The sequence below is a fragment of the Methylomonas sp. TEB genome (assembly GCF_047777895.1).
In the GTDB taxonomy this organism is placed as follows: domain Bacteria; phylum Pseudomonadota; class Gammaproteobacteria; order Methylococcales; family Methylomonadaceae; genus Methylomonas.
This window is the reverse complement of record NZ_CP180476.1, coordinates 4,898,281-4,917,024: the sequence shown is the minus strand read 5'-3', so window position 1 is coordinate 4,917,024 and position 18,744 is coordinate 4,898,281. Positions and strand designations below refer to the sequence as shown.

Sequence of the window (18,744 nt, the reverse complement as noted above, 5' to 3'; positions counted from 1 at the left end):
TCTCCCGCCTTTTGCCGCATTCAGCCACCATGATAGACACGCTATACATCGAATCCGCTATCGAGCAGCACCCGCGCGTAGCGACGATTCGGCGGCGTTTTCCGCAAGCACGGACAGTGGTTTGCGAGCGATACGGCGAGGTGTTTAATCCCAAGGCGCAAAACTTTCGCTTACAAAAGCAACATCCGGCCCTGATCCTGGCGGAAAAATACCAAAAGTTCGTGTTGCCCGCGCCGGCTGGCTATGGCATCGGCGGGCAGCGTAATTATTACTTTTCGCACATGCTCAATTGCTTGTACGACTGCCGTTACTGTTTTTTACAGGGCATGTACCAGTCAGCCAATTATGTGTTGTTTGTGAATTACGAGGACTTTCAGGAGCAGATTCGCCAGACCTGTCTGCAAACGCCCGATCAGGATGTGTATTTTTTCTCGGGTTACGATTGCGACAGCTTGGCTTTTGAACCGGTCACCGATTTTGCCGAACAGTTTTTGCCGGTGTTTGCCGAATTACCCAATGCCTGGCTGGAACTGCGTACCAAGAGCACGCAAATCAGAAGCTTGTTAAATCGGGAGGTGGTGCCGCGTTGCTTGGTGGCATTTAGCCTGTCGCCGGATGCGGTAGCAGATAAAGTGGAAGCCAAAGCACCGAATGTGGCCAAGCGCATCGAAGCCGCCGCTAAATTACAGCAACAAGGCTGGCAAATCGGTTTGCGTTTCGATCCGTTGATTTATCAGCACGATTATCGGCAGCAATACCGGGCTTTGTTCGAGCAAGTCTTTGCGGCCATCGATGCCCAAGCCCTGCACTCTGTCAGTCTGGGGGTGTTTCGTTTGCCGGAACAATATTTCAAAAAAATGCATAAGCTATATCCGGATGAAAAATTGTTCGCCAGCCCGCTGCAAACTGCGTCCGGCATGGTGTCTTACCGCGCCGATCTGGAACAGGCGATGATGGCCGATTGTGCGCAAATGCTGCTGGAATACATTCCGCACAGCGCTTATTTCCCATGCACACTGTAAAGCGCACGGTACTGGTGACTGGCGCCAGTTCCGGCATCGGTCGGGCGATTGCCCGGCAATTGCTGACGCAGGGGCATCACGTGATTGGCACATCGCGCGACTGCCGGAAGTTTTCCAAACATCACCCTCATTTTATCGGCCGCGAGCTGGATCTAGCGCAATTGGCCGACCTGCCGCCGTTTGCCAAGCAGCTGCAAAGCGATTTCCCGGCCTTGGATACGGTGGTATTTGCCGCCGGTTACGGTCAATTCGGCGGTTTGGAGCAGTTTTCCTACGCGCAAATCGAGACGCTGATGACCGTCAACTTTACCGCCCAAGCCTATCTGACGCGGGCGTTGTTACCGAAACTGAAGCAAAAAGCCCATGCCAACCTGGTGTATATCGGCTCGGAAGCCGCGTTAAAAGGCAGCCGCAACGGCAGCATCTATTGCGCCAGCAAATTTGCCTTACGCGGCTTCAGCCAGGCCTTGCGTGACGAATGCGGCAAAAGCCCGGTGCGGGTGTCCTTGGTCAACCCGGGCATGGTCGATACCGCGTTTTTTGATGCATTGTCGTTCGCGCCCGGCAAACAGTCCGGCCAGGCCTTGCTGGCGGAGGACATTGCCGACGCGGTGTCTTATATCCTGCAAGCCGGCCCGCATTGCGTCATCGACGAAATCAATTTAAACCCCTCCAGCAAAGTGATCGAATTTAAGAAATAACCCCAGATGCTAGCCAAACTCATCGTTTATTGCGCTTATTACCTCAAATCCGCCGACGGGTATCGCAGAGCCAAGCTGTTTTTTTACGATCTGTTAGAAAACAGCCATAGCCGCAAAAAAAAATATTTCGACGCGACGATGATCGGCTTGCTGATTTTGAGCGTGATTTTTCTGATTTACGACATCGAACACGAAGACAGCAAGATGGGCGGTTATTTCGAGCTGGCGATTTTGATGGTATTCATCGTCGAATATCTGGTCAGGGGCTGGATTTATTCGGACACCTATAAAGTCATCATTGAGGAATACGAGAAAGCGCTGTATTTGAATCTGGATTTCAATCTGCTCGGGGTGTTTCGCAAAGCCTTCGTCAGGGATATTGAGTACATCACCTCGCCGTTTGCGATTATCGATATTCTGGCCATTTTGCCCAGCTACCGGCCGTTGGCGATCCTGCGTATCTTCATCATATTTCGATTATTCAAGCTATTCCGCTATTCGAATAGCGCCAAGTTGTTCGCCGACGCTTTGGCGAGCAAACGCTTCGAATTGATGACCTTGTTGATCTTCACCTGCTTTTTGGTGTTTATCGCCAGCGTGTCGATTTACATGTTCGAGTATCAGGCCACCGATAGCGGCATCCATAATTTATTCGACGCCTTTTATTGGACCATCGTGACTTTGGCGACGGTGGGCTTTGGCGACATTACCCCGCAGACCACTGGCGGCCGCTGGGTGACAATTTTTTTGATACTGGCCAGCTTGGGCGTGTTGTCGTTCTTCACGTCCATCCTGATTGCCGCCTTCAGCGAGAAAATGCTGTCGGTGCGTGAATCCAGAACCTACGCGGAACTGGATCGCTATGACAATTTCATCATCATTTGCGGTTTTGGCCGGGTGGGGCAAGAGATTGCCCGGCATTTACACAACGACAGACAAAAATTTTTAATCATCGATAGGGTGCCGGCGCGGATTGATTTGGCCAAGAAACGCGGTTATCTGGCGATAGAAAGCGATGCCAGTAACAATGAAGTGTTGATCAACGCCGGTATTTGCCGCGGTGCCAGCGCCATTCTGTGCATTACCGGCGACGATGTGATTAACGTCTATGTGACCTTAACCAGCCGGCACTTGAATAAAAACCTGCGCATAATTTCCCGTGCCAATCGGCACGACAACGTCAATAAGCTCTATCAAGCCGGCGCTGATAATGTCATCAGGCCGTTCGAAATTGCCGGTTTGCTGGCGGCGGAATTTGTCGGTCAACCCGTTGCTTTCGAGGCCATCTCCGGCATTTTGCATAATCAAACCGAGACGGTGATGGAGTCGGTATTGGTCAGCGAAAAGTCGCCGCTGGATAATCAAAAAATCGGCCAACTGGATTTGCAGCAGCGTAAGCTCACCTTGTTGGGGGTGATCAGCGACAATCCGATTCATCTGAAACATAAAAATAAATACCAGGTGAACCAGCAACATTTTTATTTCAATCCGGAAGTGGACTTTATTCTGCGGCACGGCGACATGCTTGTGTTATTGGGCCGTAAGTACGGTATCGATCATTTTCGCGATCAGGTGGAACAACGCCGTTTATTCAGCAGGCAGCCCAAATGAAAAATATCGCCGTATTCGGTTACAACCGGCTGTCGTTCGAGGCCATTAGCCGGCTGGACAAAGAGCTATATCAAATCACCGTGATCGATCACGATCCGGCCAAAGCGGCGCTGGCGCGGGAAAACGGCTTTGAAACCGCCAATATCGATTTCCGTAGCGACGACGATTTGAAGCTGATCGGCATTGGGGCGCATATCGATACGCTGTTTTGCTTTTTCGACACGGATTCGGAAAATGTATTTCTGACGCTATCAGCGCGGGCACTGGATAAGGCGTTGAATATCGTGGCGATTGTCGATAGTCCGGAGTCGGCGGAAAAACTGATAGCGGCGGGCGCCAACAAGATTATCGACCCTTACGAAATCTGCGGGCGCAAAATTCACGATATGTTGAAGCGGCCGGATATCAATGATATTTTCGATCACACTGTATTCGGCAGACACGATCTGCATCTGGCCGAGGTGGCGATTCCGGAAAACAGCTATCTGGAGAATGCCCACGTCAGCCAGCTGCATTTAAGTTCGCAGTACAATTTGATACTGATCGGTATCGTCAATAAACAAGTCAGCGAACGCCTGCATTTTGTGGCGGAGGAATTTGATCGCCGCCTGAGTGTTGGCGATATTTTGGTGATTTTGGGGCCCTCGCGGGAAATTAGAGCATTCAAAAAGGACGTCGAAAATGAGTTTTGTAAAATCTAGCCGGCACTTGAACTGCGCCCTGCCGATTTTATTTTTTTTCCGCCAATCCCAGCCAACGCGCCAAAGCAGCTAGCGAAAAACCCTGAATCAACACGGACATCACCACAATAAAACTGATCAGGACAAAAATCTCTCCGGCCTCTTTTATACCGGCCGCCAACGGGAACGTTGCCAGTACGATAGGTACGGAACCGCGCAAACCCACCCAGGAAACCAGCAGCTTTTCCTTAAAACTGATCTTGGCCCACAGTAAACTGATGAAGACGCTGACCGGGCGAGCTACAAACATCAGAAACAAGCTAATCGCCACGGCCACACTGGCCAAGGACGACAATTCGGCGCGATAGGGTACCGACAGCATGCCCAAGGTTAAAAACATAATGATCTGCATCAGCCAGGCGAAGCTGTCATGGAAGGCATTGATGTAGTGGTGGTGGGTAACTTCCCGGTTTCCGGCCACAATGCCGGCCACGTAAACGGCCAAAAAGCCATTGCCATGCATAAACGTAGCGCCGCTATACGTCAGCAACACCAATGCTATGGAGGCTATGGCATACAAGCCGGCCGAGCTTAAGCCCATGTGATTCAGCAACCAGACCATGAAACGCCCGCCGCCATAACCCACGGCCACACCGATCAACAGTTGCATAACCAAAAACATGCCGCCTTCCAGAAAAGCCGATTCGGCCCCGGTCGCATAATTCAGCAAGGTAACAGTCAGTAGCACGGCCATCGGATCGTTGCTGCTGGATTCCAACTCAAGCAAAGGTTGCAACTTGCCCTTCAAAACAATGTGACTGGAGCGCAGCACGGAAAACACCGCGGCAGCATCCGTGGAAGAGACAATAGCGGCCAGCAACAGGCCTTGAGTCAGCGTAATGCCATGAACGCCCAGCGAAAAGGTGCTGAATGAGCCGAGGATAAACCAAGCAAAGCTGCCTAACAGCAGCATCGTGATAAACACGCCCAGTGTGGAAAGGCATAACCCCTGCCATAACACCGGGCGAATATTGGGCCAATGCGAGTCCAGGCCGCCGGTAAATAAAATAAAAATCAATGCAAAATCGCCGATAAATTTTGCAATTTCCGGGCTATGCAGTTCCGGTCCGCCGAACTCGCCGATCAGCCAGCCGGTCAAGAGAAAAAACAGCAGCGAAGGAATGCCCACTTTGCTGGCCAGTTTGCTGGAAAACACGCTGATTAATAGCAGGCTGGCGCTAACTAGACTGACCAATTCGATGGAGGGCATGGGCGATTCTCTGTGATCAGGAATTTAGGGTAGTTAAGATGTATGGGCAAATGAGCGGTCTTGCAAGCTTGAGCCGGCATGTTCGGTCCAAGCAAATCGTGTCTTACTTCCCACGTCGATTTGTGCCGTGCCGATAAACAGCGGCGATTGCCTCACTTGCCGTGACGCGGTAAAGTCTGAGGCCGGAGTGTAATCGCATGGCCCCGCTGAAAACGGAGTTTTTTGGTACTGGACGCGCATCCGCCGCCAAAGTGGCTTTCGATTGCCCGGACAATATAGCCGGAATCTAAGCATTTCGGCTATTTATACGATCCCAACACCATGGCTATGAACCGATTCAAAAACATCCTGTATGTCGCCGAATTTGCCGTCGACCAGCGGCAGGCTATCGAGCGGGTGATCGCGTTGGCGGCAAACAATCAAGCCAGATTGACGTTTTTACAGGTCGTCGAACAACCGCGTCTGGGCGCTTTGCTTGAGCTTTATACGCCGGAGCAAATCGACAATCAGCTGCGCGAGCAGGAGCGCCAGAAGCTGGAAGCCTTACTGCTTGGCTACAGCAGCGTGAACCCCGTTGATGTGCAAATCCGGGTTGGCAGCCCGTTTATCGAAATTGTGCGCCAGACCCTGGATGGCGATCATGATTTGGTCATTAAATTGGCCGCCGGCGACCATGGTATCCATGACCATTTGTTCGGCAGTACGGACATGCATTTGTTACGCAAATGCCCGCGTCCGGTCTGGTTGATGCGGTCTGAAGAAACGAACAATTATGCCAAAATCATGGCCGCCGTCGATTTCGATCCGTGGTCCGCGGACGGAGCGGACGAAGGATTGAACCGCAGAATTTTGGAGCTCGCCAGTTCCGTAGCGCTCGCCGATTTCGCCGAACTGCATCTGGTACACGTTTGGGACTCGATGTTGAGCGCGTGGGCAGGCGAAATTCCGAGTAAAACCGTCGAAATGCAGATTGAAGCCGAAAGAGCCCGCTATCAGGCCGGGCTCGATGGCTTGGCTGCTAAATTACGGCATTGGATAGGCGATGAGGCTTACAATTACTTATCGCCGAGGCTGCACTTGGTCAGAGGGAGTGCGCGGGACGATATTCCGGCTTTGGCGGCAAGATTGGACGTCAATTTACTGGTGATGGGAACGGTGGCGCGTACCGGCATCAAAGGTTTGATCATCGGCAACACTGCCGAAGTCATCCTTAACGGTATCCAATGTTCAGTGCTCGCAGTCAAGCCGGACGGTTTTGTTTCTCCTTTGGCATGAACAGGGTTTGAGCCAGCTTTTGCCCTAAACCGAAGTTTTGCAGCTTCCGTATTAATCCAAGACATAGAAAATGAATTTTTTAAAATTTAATCCACGTATTTGTTTTTTCCTGGGCTTTGCCGCTTGCGCTGGGCTGTTGGCGGTCGGTGCTTATTTGCAATTTGTCGAAGAGTTGGAACCTTGCCCGCTGTGTATTTCGCAGCGCTTGGCCATTTTGGCGACAGGCGTGATTTTTTTAATCGCTGGTTTGCATAATCGCGGTCGCAAAGTTTATGCGCTGTGCAGTGCCGCTGCCGCGCTGATCGGCGCCAGCGTCTCGGCCCGCCATGTCTGGTTGCAACATCTGCCGCCCGAAGAGGTGCCGGAATGCAGTCCGGGGCTGGAATACGTGTTTCAACATTTCCCGCTGGCGGATACGATCAAATTGATGCTGACCGGCACCGGCGAATGCGCGAAAGTCGATTGGACCTTGCTGGGCCTGAGTATTCCGGCCTGGACCTTGTTCGCGTTTTTGTTGTTGGCGGGATGGGCATGCCTGCAATTTTTTAACGATGCCGATGCCGTCTAGCTTCGGGATTCGCAAATTGGTTCAGCTATGTCAAAAGTCGCCGGTGTTAGCTCCCTGATTTTTTCGCGGCACCCAATTGTTGCAACTGCAGCAGTTACCGCGTCGAATCGACACAGCTCCGCAACAGGTTATGCACAAAAACGGGGCATAGCTTGCGTAGCATCGCGATAGTGCCTGCGATATTTAACACAGATTAATTTTTTACGTAAGTCATTGATTTATAATTGGCAAATCAGCTGGCTTAAATTTGCACAATTTAACAAATGTGTAATAAAAACCGACACTAAGCGATTCTCTCAAAAGCCTATCCACAGAGTTATCCACAGCTTTTGTGGGTAACTCAGATTCCTCAATCCTGTTAACCACTTAGCGATCTAATATCAAAAAAACATCACGAGACATGCCTAACTGTGATACTTCCGGCAATTTAATTTTGAAAGTTGCCGTGCCAGTTCCGCTGGACCGCTTATTCGATTATTTGCCGCCATTCGGCGTTAATGTGTCGGAATTGCAAGCAGGTGTTAGAGTGTTGGTGCCTTTCGGTAAGCGCCAGCAGGTAGGGATTTTGCTGGCTGTCGCGGACAATTCCAGCGTCCGGATGGATAAACTCAAACCGGCTATCGCCGTTCTGGATACCCAGCCGCTATTGGCGGACACAGACATTCAGTTATTACGCTGGGCCAGCCGCTATTATCACCACCCGATTGGTGAAGTGCTGGCCGCGGCGTTTCCGGTGGCCTTGCGCCAAGGCCGGCCGGCTTTACTGCAACACCAACCCTGTTTCGGCCTCAGCCCGCAGGGTCGGCTGGTTTCCCCGGAACAATTACGCCGCGCACCCAAGCAACAAGCACTATTGGCTTTGTTACAGTCCACCGGGAGTGCGATGACAGCTGCCGCGCTTAGCGCCTACAAGCCGGCGTTGAAAGCCTTGCTCGACAAGGGCTTGGTCACGGCGCAAGAACCCGTTCCGGGCACCGGATTAGCCCTCACTGAGAGCGTGTTACCGGCCAACCCCGAACAGCAGGCGGCTATCGATGCGGTCATCGCCAATCTGGGCCGCTTTGCCGTATCCTTGCTGGAAGGCGTGACCGGTAGCGGCAAAACCGAAGTGTATATGCAGATCATCGCCGAGGTGTTGGCGCAGGGCAAACAGGTGCTGGTTTTACTGCCGGAGATCAGCCTGACGCCGCAATTGGAGCAGCGTTTTCTAAAGCGTTTTGCCGTGAACATGGTGTCCACGCATTCCAACTTAACCGATAACCAGCGTTTGCAGGCCTGGCTGAGTATGCAGCAAGGCCATGCCGCCATCATGCTCGGTACCCGGTCCGCGTTGTTTACGCCGCTGCCGCGCCCCGGCCTGATCATTCTCGATGAAGAGCACGACAGCTCGTTCAAACAACAGGAAGGTTTTCGCTTTTCCGCGCGGGACGTTGCCATTGCCAGAGCCAAGGGATTGGGTATCCCGGTGTTATTGGGTTCGGCGACGCCGTCGCTGGAGAGCATGGCGAACGTTGCCCAGCGCCGCTACCAATTACTGCATTTGCCCAATCGGGCCGGCAATGCCACGGTACCGAGCTTTCAGTTATTGGACATGCGCAATAAAAGAATGCAAGCCGGTCTGTCCGAACCGCTGCTGGCGGAAATCCAAGCCACGTTGGCCAAAAAACAACAAGCGCTGATTTTTCTCAACCGCCGCGGCTACGCGCCGGTGCAGATTTGCCATGGCTGCGGCTGGGTGTCGCGCTGCCGGCGTTGCGATGCCAATCTGGTGATTCACGCCGCCGACCGCTTGCTGCGCTGCCATCACTGCGGCAGCGAACAACCCTTGCTCAAACAGTGTCCGGCCTGTAAAACCGGCGAACTACAGGCGCTAGGTTTGGGTACCGAACGTATCGAACAGACCCTGGCAAGCTTGTTTCCGGACAAGGTGGTGGTGCGTTTGGACCGGGACACCACACAACGCAAGGGTTCCCTGGAACAATATCTGGAGCGAATTAACGATGGCCAGGTCGATATAATTCTCGGGACGCAAATGCTCGCCAAGGGCCACCATTTTCCGGGGGTGACGCTGGTCGCCATTCTGGATATAGACAGCGGCCTGTTCAGTATCGATTACCACGGTAGCGAAAGACTGGCGCAATTGATCGTGCAGGTCGCGGGCCGGGCCGGGCGGGCCGATCAACCCGGCAAGGTGGTATTGCAAACTCGGCATCCGCAACATCCCTTGCTGGAGACCCTGCTAAGCAAAGGCTATCGGGCTTTCGCACAAAGTGCGCTGCAGGAGCGGCGGCAGGCTGGTTTGCCACCGTTCGGCCATCAGGCCTTGCTGCGGGTGCAAGCTGGCAAGGCCGAGGAACCGCAACAGTTTTTACAGGCGGTTTGTCAGAAAATCAGCGAGCTAAATCCCGGCAAAGTGCAGGTTCTGGGGCCGGTGGCGGCACCGATGGCTAGGCGCGCAGGTTTATTCCGTTACCAGTTGCTGTTGCAGAGTCCGCAGCGCAAAGAACTGCATCAGCTGCTGGATAATTTGTTGCCCGCCATTTATGCGTTGAAGGAAGCCAAAAAAGTGCGTTGGTCACTGGATGTCGATCCGGTGGATTTGTACTAGCCTGATCCGCCAAAATCCGGCGATTTAGTCCGGTTTATGTAATAATTCCCGCCCTTTACGATGGACCGTAGCAAAACCCATAGACATCTAAATCAGTAACTTAAGCGCCGTTGGATGGCACGCTTACAAACTAGGTGTCTATGCCTATAACTAAAATAAAGAAGGTATTTTTCAATGTGTTGGAGTGGAGAAGCGTCAGGCGTTCTGGCTGCCGCAGGTTTAACGACCGCCGTTTACGTGGCTTACAAAGGTGAATCCAAGGAATTGTGGATTCCGTTAACGTATTTTGCCTTGATGGAACTGCTACAGGCGGCAACCTATGTGTATATCAATCTGTGCGATAACCCCAATAATCAGGTGCTCACCCTGCTCGGTTATCTACATATCGCTTTCCAACCGTTTTTCGTGAATATGGTGGCGATGTACTTCATTCCGGAAAGCGTCAAATTAAAGATTAGAACCACGGTTTACACCTTATGTGCCATCAGTTCGTTGGCGATGCTAATCAAGATGTATCCGTTCGCCTGGGCCGGTGACTGTGTTCCGGGTACCGAAGGCTTTTGCGGTGTGCAGACTTGCTCGGTATCGGGTGAATGGCACATTGCCTGGCAAATGCCGTTAAACGGCTTAATGTCTCAGCCCGTGACTTGGTTGTTTGGGTTTAATTGGGGCTTGCATGCGTTTTCGTATATTTTGGCGGCGTTCTATTTGCCGATCATTTATGGTTCGTGGCGCTTTGTAGGGTTCCACTACTTGATCGGACCCTGGATTTCCGACGTGACCACCAACGATCCGAACGAGTATTGCGCGGTATGGTGTTTGTTCTCGATTGCGTTGTGCGTATCGGTAATCAAAACCCCGATCAGAAAACATTTGCATGTGAAGAAATGGCCGTTCTATCAACGTGAAGTAGGCGACAGCTTGTAACATGACTGTCAGTAAACAGGACATTCTCGACGCATTTCAATTTCGTCACGCCTGTAAGGAATTCGACGCCGAGCGCAAAATCGCCGGCGCGGATTTCGATTTTATTTTGGAAGTTGCTAGGCTCTCGCCTAGTTCCTTCGGGCTGGAGCCTTGGCAATTTTTGGTCGTGCAAAACCCGGATTTACGCGAAAAACTGCGGACTGTTACCTGGGGCGGGCAAAAGCAGTTGCCTACCGCCAGCCATGTGGTGTTGACGCTGGTGCGGAAAAGCTATTTCATGCGCTACGACAGTGCCTATCTGCAACACATCATGCGCGAGGTGCAGCAGTTTCCGGAAGACATCATCGAATTGCGTAGCGGCTTGATTGAGAAATTTCAGCGCAGCGATTTTGATTTGCTGGGTTCCGAACGCACCCTGACCGACTGGGCAACCCGGCAAACCTATCTGCCGCTGGCGAATATGATGACGGCGGCGGCGCTGATCGGGATCGATTCCTGTCCGATAGAAGGTTTTGAGCGTGTGGAAGTAGAACGGATCTTGGCGGAAGACGCTGACGTGAACTTGGAACACTGGTCCGCGGCGTATATGGTGGCCTTCGGCTACCGGAAAAATCCGCCGGCGCGGCCGAAGACCCGGCAATCGCGCGGTGCGGTGGTACGCTGGCTGGCTTAATTCAGACGGCAGCCAATGAAATCGCTGTCGTTCAGCGACAGCGAGTAACGCGCGATAGGACGGCGCACCCCGATAAAGCGTTCCCGCCAATACGGCTGTCTTAAGTCGGACACCATCACCTGCCCGGTCCGACTACTCGGTGCATGCACGAACCTTTCATCGCCGATATAAATCCCCACATGCGAAAACGGCCGCTCGGTGGTGAAAAACAACAAGTCGCCCGGTTGTTTTTGCTCGGGCTGTACGGCCGGCAATTGTCTGGCTAAGGATTGGGTATCGCGCGGCAGGCGCACGCCCTGGCGGTTATAAACGTAATACACCAAACCGCTACAATCGAAGCCCTGGCTGGGCGACTCCCCTCCGTAAACATAAGGCGCACCTTGCAATTGCAGCGCATCATTCGCTGCGATCCGGTTGCCGCCTTCGGGAGCGGGTAATGCCGTCAGCGGCGCTTTTTCTTTGTTGGCGCAGCCGGTAAGTTGACTCAGCATGGCAACCGCCACTATCTGAACCAGCAGTAATAAAGCGCGGCGGTAAGATAGACAGATGGACATCGGATTTATCGGCAATAAAATCATCAATTTGCATATTATAGACAGGCTATTCGCCGTCCGCTCGCTAACCGGCTATGCGTTTGTAAACTCGGTCCAGATATTGAGCGGCTTGGATCGGCCACTAGCTGATATCCGAAGCTTTGCGCTCAGTGTCGGCGAGGGTTCAATGAGCTGTCATTCAATGTGAGGTAAAGGCCGCACCGCGTACGCACACCTAGGCGAAGCCGCCAATCCCATGATAAAACCAAAACTTTCCAAACCACCAATGAAGGAGCGCGTCCATTTGACCGACTTGTTGAGCAGAGAAAGATCTAGCCTTTCAATCTATACAGGCTCCTATAATTTGGCCATCTTCAAAATAGTCTTTACAACCAAATTTATTGTTAGTTTTCGCGCACTGCCCTGAAACAGTGTCGTTTTCCGATGTGGGGGATTTTGACCGTACAGCGAGACACCCGAATTCACATTCAGAGTATTTTTTACATGGTTTTCCACCATCACGGCTGGCGCGAACGCACCCACTAACATGAGATTTACCCTTTGGCCTCCATTCACCCTTTTCAGCTAAACATTGAATCCTATCTTTCTCAAAGAAACAGTGATCAAAAGACGCCTGATCTTTACCCCAAGTTCCACCTTGTACTTTACACTCATCCTTCTGGCTTTTTTCAGAAGGGTCTAATCGACATCGTTGCTTATGTGGGTCCCAGAACCCATTTTCGCCTTCACAAACCTCCGGCAACCACGAAACATAACAATAGTAATACCAACTTTGACCGCTTGTAGGCTCCCATGTCCCGTTGAGATTTTTACAAATTTGTTCAGAATCGACCGCTGTTGCACGAACTTCAAGCGGTAAAGATAATAAGCTCACCAAAATAAACATTAATTTTCCAACCATGATTATTTTGTTTCCACGTGCCCTACAAGGATTTAGATAGTTAACTGTAAAGCTACCTAAAAATGATCTTCGACATGATAATTTATTGATCTGCATTTATTTTCCTTCTATGTATATCATCGACGACAGCCATCAATGACGGGTAGCGGTCAAGTCTCTGTGATTGAATCACTTCGGACGACAGACCGCAACGGTCGATTGTGACAATTCATCACTTCCAGAAACCGTCATTCTCTACTGGCATAATCTCAAAGAAATTGGCGGCTGACTGTAAATTTGGAACAGAGACGGTTTGGGTTGGCATACTCAAACTGCAAAACGCCAAATTATTATTTGGCTTTTGCCAACCAGGGACGCGCCAGCAACAGCAAGCTAAGCAAGCTGCAGAAAACCATGTAGTGTGAGTAACGAAAATCGGGCGATGGGGCTGCCAGCATCAAGCCCAGCTCATGCAGGATGGCGCTGGAAGTTAGGCAAATGACTTCGATGTTGGCCGTCACGCCACGAAAAGCAGCGGCAAAAAATAGACAAATTGTCAGCACGAAATAAGGCCAGGGTTGAAAAAACCAGTATTCGACGTACTTGGACATACCCGCCTCCAGCCACTCTTGTAGTTTGGTCGTTTGTGGATGGGAACCATAGGCTTGCTCTAAGTCGCTGGGAAAGTCTTTGCCCATTATTACCGGGCTCCAGCTGTTATCGGGCACCAAACCCAACACATATTTCGATACGGCCAAGCGGTGACGTAACCACAAAACCGGCTCTGCGAGTATGGTGTTTATCCACTGCGTATGCAGCGTTTGCCGTTGCAGGTCGGAGAGGCTTTCAAAGCCATGGATCTGCGATTCCATCGAATTTTTTGGCAGCTGCAAGGTGGGCGGCTTGGTACGGAAAACCTCCCGCCAATACATCGGCGTATAGGCCTTTAGCAAGGGTTCGACGGAACCCGTTGAATTTAGACTGCCCGCCAATTGATCGAAAATAGCTTGTTGCCTGCTTTTATCTTCAAGCCGTTTGATGACGCCGGCAATATCAAATGAGGCGTTGGCGACCCAGGGATAGGTATGCCTGTCGGCAAGCCGGTTGTTTATCGTCCCAGTCGCTACAAATAACACCAGCGTAAGCGCCGCGCCGGGAACGGCTGCGCGGATCAAGCCCAGTAGGCTGTTTTTGGGATATAAGCGATATAAGGCAAAGCTGAGTATGGGTATGGTGGCGAACAAGGCATTGTGTCTGATCAGGATGGCTAACCATAAGACCAAAGCTGTCAGTGCGAACAGCAGAAACGCAATACGCGGGAGTTGTTCGTCATGATTTTTTATCTGTCCCGCCATGCCGAAAGCGGTGAACAGCGCGCCCCACATCAGCATGTCTTTCAAAATCGCGCCGCTGATACCGAACAACGGCGGCAAAAATAATATCGCGCCAAGTAATGCCGCTAAGGCCTTGCCGCCATAGCGCTTAAAAAAGGCTTGAAAGCTCAGGTAGGCGCCGGTCCACACCAAACCGAGTTGCAGAAACAGCATGCCCGCTGGGCCCGGCACGATTTTGTCGGTGAAGCGCCAGATAAGCGCCATTAACGGCGGATGCCAGTCGGAATAGACGCCTTCACGAGCTTCGAGGATTTGATTGACCGCGTCATAACACATGAAGCCCGGATACATGATGCCGAAATGGATAAGGAATCCACCAATAAAAATCCATTCGGCCTGCTGCATTTCCGCCACCGCGCTAATTTTTCGAGCCAATGACATTAAGTTTGACAATATTTGAAACCGCAATGTTGAAACCGAAGTATTTCCGGTGGGTTCAAAGCTTGTTGAGCCGAACAATCCCCCACCCTTATTAAGATCGTCGTAAAAACCCCTATCTTGAAGAAAGGAACTGCCCCGAGATAGCCTCGTATTATGGCAAATCCGCTTCAACCCACGTCAAACAAATCCATCTGCCTATACTGGCCCAAGCGGTTATCGCCATTTTCCAATCCGGATAAGGTCACGCCCAGTAATCGAACCTTGGTGGTGCCGATGCCGGTATTTTTCAGTAATTCCGTTAATAGCAGTCTAGTGTTCGAGCTATTGCTGATCGGTTCCGCCAAGGTTCGGCCGCGCGTGATTTGCACAAAGTTTTGATATTTGATTTTCACGGTCAGCGTATAGGCCGTCATCTGCTTTTCGGCCAATCTGACTAGGGCTTTTTCCAGCAAATCCTGTAAATAACGCAGAATGGTGGTCAAGTCGGCTATATCTTGATCGAACGTGGTTTCTATACCCACCGATTTGCGGGCTCGATTGGAGTTAACCTGGCGCGAATCAATGCCTCGGGCAATGTTGTAATAATATTGGCCGGCCTTGCCGAAATGCCGTTGCAATTCCATTAGCGGCAGTTGTTTTAGATCCTTGCCGGTCACGATGCCCAAGTCGTACATTTTCTGTTCGGTGGCGCGGCCGATGCCGTGAAACTTGCCGATAGCCAGATTCTCCACAAACGCCGGGGCTTGTTCGGGTGTAATAAGATACAAGCCGTCCGGCTTGCCCAGGTCGGAGGCGATTTTGGCGAGAAACTTATTGTAGGAAATGCCGGCGGACGCCACTAACTGGGTTTGTCGGCGAATCTCTTGCTTGATGTGCTTGGCCAGCAAGGTCGCGGAGCCTTGGTATAGTTCGCTATCGCTAACATCCAGATAAGCTTCGTCCAGCGACAAGGGTTCGAAACGTTCACAGTAACGGGCGAAAATGCCACGGATAATCTCGGATGCTTCGCGGTAAACATCAAAACGCGGCTTGACGAATATGGCTTGCGGGCAGAGCCGGTAAGCGTGCGCGGAAGGCATGGCGGAACGCACACCAAACTGGCGGGCTTCGTAACTACAGGTGGCGACTACGCCGCGCGAATCGGGCTTGCCGCCGACAATGATGGGTTTATGACGATATTGAGGGTGGTCGCGCTGTTCGACCGCCGCATAAAATGCATCCATGTCGATGTGGATGATTTTGCGCGGCGCTGACTCCATGGAGCTTACTGCTTGCCGAGCAATTCTAGTTTGGCGGTTTCATTCCAATCGGAAAATGGGAACGGCAGCTGCTCGGTATTGAACGTCAAAAACAGCAGAATATGATAATGATAAGTTGACAGGCTACGGCCGAAGCTGAGGATATTGGCGTTAGCATCGCCGGTAAACAGCACGGAACCGACCTGCAACAAGATTACCAGCCACAACAGCAATTTAACCAAGCTGTCGATGGCGGCGAAAACCAGCATGAAAATGATGCGTTTCCAGGTCTCGATTTTTTTCAGATTTTCGTTAATTTGTTCCTGCATGATGGCATTAACCTCTGTTCATCACGTCCCGCAAGTCCAGCGCAGCCGCGTTGGCGCGGGCTATATAGTTAGCCATCGCCAGCGAGTAGTTAGCGAAGATACCGAAGCCGTCGCCGTTCAATACCACCGGACTCAGGGTTGGCGACAAGGCATTTTCCAGGGCTTGGATCATATTGTCCAAGGTGTTCATCGCCCGCTTGTCCAGCAGAATGTCGGAAAAATCGTGCTTGATGGCTTTCAGAATGTGCAATAACGCCCAGCAGGAACCACGCGCCTCGTAGAATACGTTATCGATTTCCATCCAGGGCGTTTGGCCGATGGTCGGCATGTTGATGTCGATAGGATTGGACGGATCGCCGTGAGCGGCGCCGGAAAATTTGTCGGTACTGGCCGCCAAGCGGGTTGAGAGACCGCCCAGCCGTTTAATCACCACTTCGGTATATTGCCAAAGGTTATCGGCTCTGGAGTGAAACTGCGCGGCCTTTGAAGTAGAGGATGGATTTTGCAGGCGAACCATGTAAGCGTGCAGTGCTTCGATACCTTTTACATATTCCGACTCGGTGGACGGCAAAGCCCAGGAATTGCGTTCGTAGTAAAAATACGGCTCTGCTTTTGCCAAATCAGGGTCTTCCGCGGATTGCGATTGGTCGCGGGCGAAATGGTTACGCAAAGCGGTGGTGCCGTCGCGCAACATGACCAGCGCACCGTACTCGAAGTTTTGAATGTTATCGCAAAACAGACCGGGAGGCGCCACGTCGTTAGACAAGTATCCACCGGATTTGAACAGTATGACGTCGGCGATATGGGCCAAGGTGTTGGCATACACGTAGCCGATAGGCATTTGATCGGTATGCGTGACATTCATCCGTTCGATCGCTTCGTCCTGAACGCTGAATTGCTCCGGCTCGCGGCTCCACCATTCGCCTAATACCAGCATGACAATCACAACGACGCCTAACAGCGAACCAAAACCCCAAAGTATGCCCCTAGACTTTGCGTCTTCGTAAGCTAATGGATTATCTGACATGTGTTGCGTATCCTGGTCTGACTAAAATAAGTGAGCAAAAACCGTGCTTTCCGATAAAGATTTTTTGTGAGCATGTTAGCACGGATATATCAATATGGCGCGCCCGATTTCAGTGCAGTTGCTTGTCCGGTGAGCTTGGCATGGCACTGATCAATGTCGGTGGTAATTGCACGAAAAAGCCCTTGCTTTGCAGACTGGCGATTACTTTTTCCGGATTTTCTCGGGCTAATTTGCGTTCCGGGCTCAACTGCAACTCCATCACAAATGTTAAGTGGCCAAGGCTTTTAAATAAGGCTTCCGGCACGGCGGAAAAGTCGTCTTTTTTGTCCAGATACAAATAGAGTTCGTCTTTTTTCAGGCTTTTATAGATGAAACATTGCATGATGATGACCTGTGATCGCGAATGCTGCCAATTCTAATGGTTTTTGTTTAGAATTTTCAGTCCCCGTTTGCCTAATGCCCAACATCATGGAAAACCAGCCCGCCGCTTCAAACGCTTTTTTCAGAATTGCCTGTTATTTCGAGGGTTCTTTAGCGGTATTGGCGCTGGCTTTGGGCTGGCTTGCCGACCTCGATCCGTTCGCCAGTCTGGCGTTTTCCGAGGCAGCATTAGGGATTGGCTTATTCGCAACTGGGCCGCTACTGGTATTGTTTTTTGCGATGCAACAGCTTAGCTATCCGCCCATCCAAAAGATTCGCGATTTACTGCTGGAAACCTTGGGCGCTAGGCTGGCATATCGGCATTGGACCGATTTGCTGATACTGGCTGCGATTGCCGGCTTTGCCGAAGAAGCGCTGTTTCGCGGGTTTTTACAGCCTTGGCTGGAAAATGGCTGGGGTGCGAGTGTAGGCTTGTGGGTTAGCAATGTGCTGTTTGCCTTGGTGCATGCGGTCACGCCGCTTTACGCGGTTTTAGCGATGTTGATGGGCTTGTATATGGGGGTTATGCTGGATTATGGCGGTGAACGCAATCTGCTGGTGCCCATGGTGATTCATGCCGTTTATGACTTTGTGGCGTTTGTTGTTATCCTCCGCGACTACCGCAACCGCGCTCGTTAGGAGTTATCGATGTCCGTTCAAACCCAGCCATCAGCCGAAGATTTGCGTCCGCACTGGCTTATCTGTGCAGGCGCGTTGCTAACGATACTGGGCTACAACCTGGCTTGCCATTTCTGGGCCAGCGAATTGCAACTAGGCGTTGACGAAGCGCAACGAGTGCTGATCAGGAGTGTGCTCTACGGCTTAGCGATTTTGTTGTTTCCTGTTACTAAACTGCTACGGCACATCCTGCTGCGTCTGAATCAAACCATGCCGGGACCGAAAACCGCTAAGCAGCGCTACTTTTCTACGATAATTGTCACGCAATTTTTGATTGAACTCTTAAGTTTGTTCGGCTTTGCGATGTTCTTTCTCGGCGATGGATTTAACACCTTGTATATTTTCAGTGCGATGGGCGTGCTGGGAGTTTTCCTGCATAAGCCCAATACCAGCGAATATTTAGCGATTGCGGCGGCACTCTCAAGCGAAAACCAGCACGGACCTAAATACCATTGACTATTTCCGATTTTTCGGATTGCAGGTTAAGTTGTACAATGGCTGGCTTATT

Annotated in this window: 19 protein-coding genes; 11 read left to right on the top strand and 8 right to left on the bottom strand. The window is 51.5% G+C overall.

Translation table 11 applies throughout. The features are described 5' to 3' along the window. Positions 1-29: 29 nt before the first annotated feature. The 4 genes from ACMXD4_RS22350 to ACMXD4_RS22335 are packed head-to-tail and all read left to right on the top strand — an operon-like array spanning position 30 to position 4,035. Positions 30-1,022 carry an SPL family radical SAM protein gene (locus ACMXD4_RS22350; RefSeq protein WP_319962192.1) on the top strand — a complete coding sequence of 331 codons (993 nt, stop codon included), beginning with the start codon at positions 30-32 and terminating at the stop codon, positions 1,020-1,022. Continuing rightward, on the top strand, positions 1,010-1,723 hold the full coding sequence (locus ACMXD4_RS22345) for an SDR family oxidoreductase (protein WP_319962125.1): 714 nt from the start codon (positions 1,010-1,012) through the stop codon (positions 1,721-1,723). Before ACMXD4_RS22350 ends, ACMXD4_RS22345 begins: the two co-directional genes overlap by 13 nt. A gap of 6 nt (positions 1,724-1,729) precedes the next feature. Continuing rightward, positions 1,730-3,334, top strand: coding sequence for an NAD-binding protein (locus tag ACMXD4_RS22340; RefSeq protein WP_205452494.1), 1,605 nt, complete (start codon positions 1,730-1,732; stop codon positions 3,332-3,334). Beyond that, positions 3,331-4,035, top strand: coding sequence for a potassium channel family protein (locus ACMXD4_RS22335; RefSeq protein WP_033156927.1), 705 nt, complete (start codon positions 3,331-3,333; stop codon positions 4,033-4,035). The genes ACMXD4_RS22340 and ACMXD4_RS22335 overlap by 4 nt, the downstream gene beginning before the upstream one ends. 28 nt (positions 4,036-4,063) lie before the next feature. Here ACMXD4_RS22335 and ACMXD4_RS22330 read toward each other — a convergent pair whose 3' ends face one another. Next, positions 4,064-5,284, bottom strand: a complete 1,221-nt coding sequence (locus ACMXD4_RS22330; protein WP_033156926.1) for a potassium/proton antiporter — start codon at positions 5,282-5,284, stop codon at positions 4,064-4,066. 321 nt (positions 5,285-5,605) lie between these two features. On the opposite strand from ACMXD4_RS22330, the gene ACMXD4_RS22325 reads away from it, so the two are divergent. The 5 genes from ACMXD4_RS22325 (at position 5,606) to ACMXD4_RS22305 (ending at position 11,335) form a co-directional block, all read left to right on the top strand. Continuing rightward, entirely contained in the window at positions 5,606-6,559 is a 954-nt protein-coding gene (locus tag ACMXD4_RS22325) for a universal stress protein (protein WP_084153300.1), read from the top strand. 70 nt (positions 6,560-6,629) lie between these two features. Continuing rightward, the gene (locus ACMXD4_RS22320) at positions 6,630-7,127 is read left to right on the top strand and encodes a disulfide bond formation protein B (protein WP_101052790.1); all 498 of its coding nucleotides are present in this window, start codon (positions 6,630-6,632) and stop codon (positions 7,125-7,127) included. A 400-nt stretch (positions 7,128-7,527) separates the two neighbouring features. Beyond that, the gene (locus tag ACMXD4_RS22315) at positions 7,528-9,735 is read left to right on the top strand and encodes a primosomal protein N' (protein ID WP_415879413.1); all 2,208 of its coding nucleotides are present in this window, start codon (positions 7,528-7,530) and stop codon (positions 9,733-9,735) included. 174 nt (positions 9,736-9,909) lie between these two features. After that, positions 9,910-10,662: a DUF5765 domain-containing protein gene (locus ACMXD4_RS22310; protein ID WP_171697153.1), complete on the top strand. Its 753-nt coding sequence runs from the start codon at positions 9,910-9,912 to the stop codon at positions 10,660-10,662. Position 10,663: 1 nt separating this feature from the next. Further along, positions 10,664-11,335: an NAD(P)H-dependent oxidoreductase gene (locus tag ACMXD4_RS22305; RefSeq protein ID WP_415879412.1), complete on the top strand. Its 672-nt coding sequence runs from the start codon at positions 10,664-10,666 to the stop codon at positions 11,333-11,335. On the opposite strand, the gene ACMXD4_RS22300 is transcribed toward ACMXD4_RS22305, so the two are convergent. The 7 genes from ACMXD4_RS22300 to ACMXD4_RS22270 form a co-directional block, all read right to left on the bottom strand. Continuing rightward, a complete protein-coding gene (locus ACMXD4_RS22300) occupies positions 11,332-11,889 on the bottom strand; it encodes a C40 family peptidase (protein ID WP_415879411.1) in 558 nt (185 codons plus the stop codon). The genes ACMXD4_RS22305 and ACMXD4_RS22300 overlap by 4 nt on opposite strands. Before the next feature lie 319 nt (positions 11,890-12,208). Next, on the bottom strand, positions 12,209-12,886 hold the full coding sequence (locus ACMXD4_RS22295) for a hypothetical protein (protein ID WP_415879410.1): 678 nt from the start codon (positions 12,884-12,886) through the stop codon (positions 12,209-12,211). Positions 12,887-13,119: 233 nt separating this feature from the next. Further along, positions 13,120-14,544 carry a hypothetical protein gene (locus tag ACMXD4_RS22290; RefSeq protein WP_415879409.1) on the bottom strand — a complete coding sequence of 475 codons (1,425 nt, stop codon included), beginning with the start codon at positions 14,542-14,544 and terminating at the stop codon, positions 13,120-13,122. Positions 14,545-14,711: 167 nt separating this feature from the next. Next, on the bottom strand, positions 14,712-15,803 hold the full coding sequence (dinB, locus tag ACMXD4_RS22285; protein WP_415879408.1) for a DNA polymerase IV: 1,092 nt from the start codon (positions 15,801-15,803) through the stop codon (positions 14,712-14,714). Between the two features lie 5 nt (positions 15,804-15,808). Continuing rightward, the gene (locus ACMXD4_RS22280) at positions 15,809-16,111 is read right to left on the bottom strand and encodes a DUF4389 domain-containing protein (protein ID WP_415879407.1); all 303 of its coding nucleotides are present in this window, start codon (positions 16,109-16,111) and stop codon (positions 15,809-15,811) included. 7 nt (positions 16,112-16,118) lie between these two features. After that, positions 16,119-17,138, bottom strand: coding sequence for a DUF2333 family protein (locus ACMXD4_RS22275; protein WP_415879406.1), 1,020 nt, complete (start codon positions 17,136-17,138; stop codon positions 16,119-16,121). A gap of 109 nt (positions 17,139-17,247) precedes the next feature. Next, on the bottom strand, positions 17,248-17,520 hold the full coding sequence (locus ACMXD4_RS22270) for a YcgL domain-containing protein (RefSeq protein WP_415879405.1): 273 nt from the start codon (positions 17,518-17,520) through the stop codon (positions 17,248-17,250). Positions 17,521-17,606: 86 nt separating this feature from the next. On the opposite strand from ACMXD4_RS22270, the gene ACMXD4_RS22265 reads away from it, so the two are divergent. Continuing rightward, positions 17,607-18,197: a lysostaphin resistance A-like protein gene (locus tag ACMXD4_RS22265; RefSeq protein WP_415879404.1), complete on the top strand. Its 591-nt coding sequence runs from the start codon at positions 17,607-17,609 to the stop codon at positions 18,195-18,197. 9 nt (positions 18,198-18,206) lie between these two features. After that, positions 18,207-18,692: a hypothetical protein gene (locus ACMXD4_RS22260; RefSeq protein WP_415879403.1), complete on the top strand. Its 486-nt coding sequence runs from the start codon at positions 18,207-18,209 to the stop codon at positions 18,690-18,692. Positions 18,693-18,744: the final 52 nt, after the last annotated feature.

What these genes read in the sequence shown, in the direction of transcription:
- ACMXD4_RS22330 (WP_033156926.1), bottom strand. Translation starts at nt 5,284, where the DNA reads ATGCCCTCCATCGAATTGGTCAGTCTAGTTAGCGCCAGCCTGCTATTA.
- ACMXD4_RS22265 (WP_415879404.1), top strand. Translation starts at nt 17,607, where the DNA reads ATGGAAAACCAGCCCGCCGCTTCAAACGCTTTTTTCAGAATTGCCTGT.
- ACMXD4_RS22295 (WP_415879410.1), bottom strand. Translation starts at nt 12,886, where the DNA reads ATGCAGATCAATAAATTATCATGTCGAAGATCATTTTTAGGTAGCTTT.
- ACMXD4_RS22270 (WP_415879405.1), bottom strand. Translation starts at nt 17,520, where the DNA reads ATGCAATGTTTCATCTATAAAAGCCTGAAAAAAGACGAACTCTATTTG.
- ACMXD4_RS22335 (WP_033156927.1), top strand. Translation starts at nt 3,331, where the DNA reads ATGAAAAATATCGCCGTATTCGGTTACAACCGGCTGTCGTTCGAGGCC.
- ACMXD4_RS22320 (WP_101052790.1), top strand. Translation starts at nt 6,630, where the DNA reads ATGAATTTTTTAAAATTTAATCCACGTATTTGTTTTTTCCTGGGCTTT.
- ACMXD4_RS22260 (WP_415879403.1), top strand. Translation starts at nt 18,207, where the DNA reads ATGTCCGTTCAAACCCAGCCATCAGCCGAAGATTTGCGTCCGCACTGG.
- ACMXD4_RS22305 (WP_415879412.1), top strand. Translation starts at nt 10,664, where the DNA reads ATGACTGTCAGTAAACAGGACATTCTCGACGCATTTCAATTTCGTCAC.
- ACMXD4_RS22340 (WP_205452494.1), top strand. Translation starts at nt 1,730, where the DNA reads ATGCTAGCCAAACTCATCGTTTATTGCGCTTATTACCTCAAATCCGCC.
- ACMXD4_RS22315 (WP_415879413.1), top strand. Translation starts at nt 7,528, where the DNA reads ATGCCTAACTGTGATACTTCCGGCAATTTAATTTTGAAAGTTGCCGTG.
- dinB (WP_415879408.1), bottom strand. Translation starts at nt 15,803, where the DNA reads ATGGAGTCAGCGCCGCGCAAAATCATCCACATCGACATGGATGCATTT.
- ACMXD4_RS22300 (WP_415879411.1), bottom strand. Translation starts at nt 11,889, where the DNA reads ATGTCCATCTGTCTATCTTACCGCCGCGCTTTATTACTGCTGGTTCAG.
- ACMXD4_RS22345 (WP_319962125.1), top strand. Translation starts at nt 1,010, where the DNA reads ATGCACACTGTAAAGCGCACGGTACTGGTGACTGGCGCCAGTTCCGGC.
- ACMXD4_RS22275 (WP_415879406.1), bottom strand. Translation starts at nt 17,138, where the DNA reads ATGTCAGATAATCCATTAGCTTACGAAGACGCAAAGTCTAGGGGCATA.
- ACMXD4_RS22325 (WP_084153300.1), top strand. Translation starts at nt 5,606, where the DNA reads ATGGCTATGAACCGATTCAAAAACATCCTGTATGTCGCCGAATTTGCC.
- ACMXD4_RS22310 (WP_171697153.1), top strand. Translation starts at nt 9,910, where the DNA reads ATGTGTTGGAGTGGAGAAGCGTCAGGCGTTCTGGCTGCCGCAGGTTTA.
- ACMXD4_RS22290 (WP_415879409.1), bottom strand. Translation starts at nt 14,544, where the DNA reads ATGTCATTGGCTCGAAAAATTAGCGCGGTGGCGGAAATGCAGCAGGCC.
- ACMXD4_RS22350 (WP_319962192.1), top strand. Translation starts at nt 30, where the DNA reads ATGATAGACACGCTATACATCGAATCCGCTATCGAGCAGCACCCGCGC.
- ACMXD4_RS22280 (WP_415879407.1), bottom strand. Translation starts at nt 16,111, where the DNA reads ATGCAGGAACAAATTAACGAAAATCTGAAAAAAATCGAGACCTGGAAA.